The organism is Caballeronia choica (genome assembly GCF_001544535.1).
GTDB lineage: Bacteria > Pseudomonadota > Gammaproteobacteria > Burkholderiales > Burkholderiaceae > Caballeronia > Caballeronia choica.
In genome coordinates this window covers 1-5,143 of sequence record NZ_FCON02000291.1, presented here as the reverse complement: position 1 = coordinate 5,143, position 5,143 = coordinate 1, and the positions used below count along the sequence as shown (strand labels likewise).

General features: G+C 54.7%; 2 protein-coding genes. One reads left to right on the top strand and one right to left on the bottom strand.

From position 1 onward, the window contains the following. Nucleotides 1-205 precede the first annotated feature (205 nt). Nucleotides 206-3,637 (top strand): hypothetical protein, encoded by a 3,432-nt coding sequence (locus AWB68_RS42525; RefSeq protein WP_125483258.1) that lies wholly within the window; start codon nt 206-208, stop codon nt 3,635-3,637. Nucleotides 3,638-3,984: 347 nt separating this feature from the next. Here AWB68_RS42525 and AWB68_RS42520 read toward each other — a convergent pair whose 3' ends face one another. Continuing rightward, nucleotides 3,985-4,506 carry a PH domain-containing protein gene (locus AWB68_RS42520; RefSeq protein WP_087650118.1) on the bottom strand — a complete coding sequence of 174 codons (522 nt, stop codon included), beginning with the start codon at nt 4,504-4,506 and terminating at the stop codon, nt 3,985-3,987. Nucleotides 4,507-5,143 lie beyond the last annotated feature (637 nt).

Here is a 5,143-nt window from a genome sequence, read left to right as displayed (position 1 = left end):
AACCGCGCAACAGCTCTGTCCTTGAATGCTTGTCCGTATTTTGCCAATTCGTTTTCTCATCATCGCCCCCGGTTCATCGATTGTATTGGAGCGACAAGTATTCTGACGCGGGGGGGTGATCTTTTGTTCACGAGCGTTTACTGGCCAAAAGATCAAGAAGTTGCGAACTGCGATTCTGAGTGCAATACGCGAGTGCGGCAACAGTGTGCCTCGTTCCGGTGTCATCGAAATATACGACGCCAACCGAATTGCTGATTGGGTGAAAACCCATCCATCAATCGCCGTCTGGCTTTCAGAAGTGCAACGGGGACGATCCGTTGCGGGCTTCCTATCCCAGGACGGATGGGAATTCATGCCGGAAATTGCAGATGTTCCCTGGGTCGATGATGACCACCCACGTTTCGCTCCGGAAGGGATCGTTATTTCCGAGGAGGATCGTAGAGACACCAACCGGAATACGTGGACTTTTGATCAGGCGGCGTCGCATTCGCTGAAATTTTTGGCTGAAGAGAAAGTAGCTTTGCGCATCTCCGGCGCGTCCGGATTCGGAAAGACCCGATTCGCCTTTGAGCTATTCAATAGTCGTGTTCAGATAGGTGATGCGATTGATAGCGCCGCCCTGGTCTATGCGGACCTTGGTATCGTTGGTGAAGAAGCCGCCAAGCTCGCGGTGGAAATGGCCGATTCCGGGTCTCCAACCATCATGGTTGTGGACGATTGCCCAGATGACATGCATAGAAAATTGATGTCCATAGCTCGTAGGTCTGGCTCAAGACTCCGGCTAGTCAGTATGGACGTAGAAACGCGAATCGCACCTGCAGATAATACGCTTGTTATCAGACTGGAGCCCGCGTCCGACCAAACAATCTCCGCAATCGCGAGACGCGTCGGTCCGGACCTGAGTGACTCGGACGTGCAACTCATCGAGCAACTCGCCAAGGGATTTCCCAAGATGGCGATTCTCGCCGCACTTCAAGGCGGTGTTGGTAAAAAGACGATTCGGTCAACTGAGGAGTTATTACACCGAATAGTTTGGGGACGGCGCCAGATTAACGACAGCTCGCTTAGAACTCTGGAGATCGTTGCATTGTTCGAATGGATTGGCATCTCAGGAGATGCCGCCAATGAGGGCGCGTTCGTTGCAGAACACCTAGGTCAGATGACGCAGGATCAATTCGTGGAAGGCATTAAATCCTTCAACGAGCGGGGCATTTTGATAAAGCGCGGTGATTATATACAAATCGCACCAGTGCCGCTTGCCGCGGCGCTGGCCGCGCGTCGACTGACCTTGATGACCGATGGAAAAATCGAGTCATTCTTCCTCGCGGGCCCCGAGCGTCTGAAAAAAAGCCTTTTGAGCCGAATGAAGTGGCTGGACAACTCCCCGTTCGCGAGAGAGTTCGCTCGACGCATGCTCAGCGCCGAATGTCTCGGCAACTTGGAAGTGCTACAAACGGACTTCGGAGCTGATTGCCTTAATCGTTTCGTCCATGTTGACCCGCAGCTTGTGATGGTCGCGATTCAACGAGTGTTTGGTGGGTTGGATTTCGAAGGGCTGAAAGGCCTGGGCGCAGGAAGGCGACACCTCGTCTGGGCTCTTGAAAAATTGGCGTTTCGTAAAGAGAGTTTCGATGCCGCCGCAACATTGCTTCGGAGGCTAGCAACCGTTGAGACGGAAACTAGAATCTCGAACAATGCGACAGGTCAATTCCAGCAGTTGTTCCAACTCTATTTGGCTGGCACTGAGGCCCCTCCTAGCATGAGGTTGCTCGTACTCGATGACGGATTGGGGTCCACAGATTCAGCCGAGCGCGAAGTCTGCCTCGGAGCATTAGACAAGATGCTCGACACGCACCACTTTATGCGGGGAGGTGCGTCGGAGGAGATAGGGAGCGGTAAGCGATTAGAGGATTGGATACCTTCAACGCTTGCTGAGATTTTGGACTTTTTTCGCGCCGCGATCTCGCGACTGACGGCCATCGCACTGAGCGACGATCCTCTTCGGAAAAGAGCCAAGGACATTATTGGTAGCCATCTTCGCGGACTGATCGGGAATCTGCCGTTAGGCGAAGTCAAAGCCACCGTCTCGTCGATTGTCGGTGCGTACGGTTTTTGGCCTGAAGCGATACAGGGAGTCAGCGCATGGCTTTACTTCGATCGACGCGAGGTGCCAGAAGCCACTGCATTGGAAGTTAGGCGCTACTTTGACGCATTGATGCCGACGGATCCCATTGAATCGGTCGCACTTTATGCAAACGGATGGCAAACCGATCTCAACGATCCGGACGTTGTATACGACCCTACGGATTCCTCGAACCTTGACTTCGATTACGTGCCGCGTCAACTGCATACGTTGGCGGCGACAATAGCGACCGATCCGATGCTGCTTGGCCGCGCTATAGAGCACTTTGCTTGTGCCAAAACAAAGACGCTGTTTCCGTTTGCCCGGCGACTCGCGGAACTCACGTCGGATCCACTTGCGGTATTCCTGCAGTCTGTGTCTTGCGCCGAAAAGTGCGTAGAGCCGGCTAGCCGAGACTTCTTTGCTGGGCTGGTCGCTGGCTTTGACGCCCGTGATCCAGAGCTCGCCCGTGAATGTATCCGGCATGCACTTCGGTCGGAAAAGTTGAAGGATGACGCAATTGGACTAATCGGTTCTGGCAAATTGCAGCGGGCCGATCTGGACTTGGTTGCCTCGCTCGTCGTCGCTGGCGAAGTGAAACCGGCTCAGGTCGCCGTTTTGTCGTATGGTAAAAGTATGGAGCACTTATCTGCGGAAGATGTCGTGCCACTACTCGAAGCGCTTTCCAATCAGGGGCCGACAGGGCTTTGGACTGTTCTGGACGTTATCTCGATGCTGCTGCATGGCAGCAAAGATCTCCCGCAGCCGTTTCTGCCTGTTCTTCGTGCTGCTTTAGTTGCGCCACAACTGTTTGATGAGGTGGTCAACACGATGGACGGGCATCATTTTCAGACCTTGCTCGCCACGTTGATCAAAAGGAATCTGGTTGATCGAGAATTTGCGCGGTCGCTTGTCAAGCAACTACTGAGCATTTGCCGCGAGGAACGCAGTAACATCTACCATGCGCTTGACGATCCGGTTCGCCAAGGTTTGACCTTACTTGCAAATAGCCGCCCATCGGAAGTGTGGTCGGGAGTAGCCCAGTTGCTTGTAAAGAATGATTGGCACGTGCGATTTCATCTTGAACGCCTCATTGCGCCCCGGCGTGACGACCACATGGGACCGGGTATATTATCACTGATTCCTGAGGACTTCTATTTTGGTTGGGTTCGCGAAGAACCGGCAGCTCGTGCTCGTCTTGTTTTGCGCTGGCTTCCGATCTGCATCAAGGGGGAGGACGGCTCGCTCACTTGGCACTCGATTTTTCAAAAGTTTATAGACGAGTTTTACAGTCAAGACGGGGTGCTCACGGAACTATCGTCCCGGTTGCATCCGCGAATGTACTGGGGCTCACCAACTCCTCAACTACAACAGCTGATGAAGCTCTTGGCGCAATGGCAATCCGATCCCCGCACGCAACTGCGCCAGTTCTCGCAAAGGCTGAACGAGGGGTTTGCAGAGGAGATCACGGCCGCGTGCCGGCGGCAGGAAGAAGACGCGGTGCGCTATTCGTAGGTCGACCGGGCATGAACAATGAGGCGCTCTGCGGTGCGCCTCCAGCCGTATGGCAAGCTTCGGCCGTCAACGTCCCGCGTCTCTTATAAGTCGAGTTTGCGACTGATTTCTCTGAAAGCGGGCAGTCGGATCGCACAGATTGCGAGCTAGATTGAATGACCTCTAAGGCCGAAACCGATCGGTTGAGAAGGCCGCCTGAATGGTCGTTGCGCTTTGGAAGCTGCCGTATCCGTCGCGTCGGATCGAAGGGCAAATGTGGGTCGACTGCAGCCGGTGCCAACAGGCCGAGCCTGGCCTGTATTGAACTGTCAGCAAAGATCTGGCATTTGCGAACTGATGTCGCCCGTTCAAATACTGTGCACCTGAGAGTAACCAGGTGCGTTCGGATCATTCGTGTATGCGGGAATAAGCCGTTCCTGATGCATAGCTACCGCCTCGTCAAGCGTCTTGCAGAGCTGATCCGCGTTCCTGATGGCCGGCAAACGCCTCACGGGATGAGCTACATCGTTGGTCGTCAGGATGATCGAGCCGGTTCTGAATAGGCGTTGCCACCGTGGGTGGATCGAGGTAATGCGCTGAATCCGGGAAAGCTCGAGAGTCGACACACGGCGATGCAGAATGCCCTGCGTCCAGGTAATTCGTGCGGTATCGATGACGATTCGGGTGAACGCGGTCTTGACGAACGGCAAACCGACACCGATCAAAACCGTGCCGGCTTGTGCGAGCAGCACACTCCACTGAATCGGGAAAGAGTTCGACGTGCAGACGTGTATACCGCCAATCATTGCCATGACAACGCCCCCCTTCAGGAGCGCTGGGAGGATGCAGGCCTGCGACGGCGCGCCGATGAAAATCACCTGATTAGCCATCGCATATATTCCTTTTTCTGACCGACGGCTCTAGGCGTCCGTCGAAAGGCAGCGCTGCCTGATTCGGCTGCGCGTCGGCGAACTGACTGCTGACCGGCGACGATGCCATGACCGTTACGCCAAGCACAGTTACATAGGGCGATTGTAGCGCAGCGATCGTTGCGGACCGGCCCGCTGCCTCTTTCGACGCGAGGAACTGTCGTTAGGCGGGCCGCTGCGAAAGCCCGGTGAGAAGCGAACTGAGGCGGTCGTCATCCGTCAAAGTTCGGCCAAGAAGCGTCATTCTTCCGCACCTCCGCTAGGACGTTCAGACGTCGGTCAGAATCAGAAAGCAGTCGTTCACATCTTCGAGGCGGCGGCCGTTCATGATCTGCTTTCTTGCCGTAAATCAGACGGCCGGGTTATATTGCGCGCGAAATATTCGGTGCGCGTGTTTTCGACGCATTCAAATCAATATCTTGTTGCACTGCTACGGCGTCCGTGTTCCGACTTGCCCCGAGCAGATGGAATATCAATGCTTTGCACAATTACGCGGTAGATTGCCATGGAAAACCGTTGGGCTAGGGCGTGTTGACAATTAGCAGATCCAGATGAATGCAGCGGCGAGCGCAACGAATGACGAGAAGCGTTCGGAGAG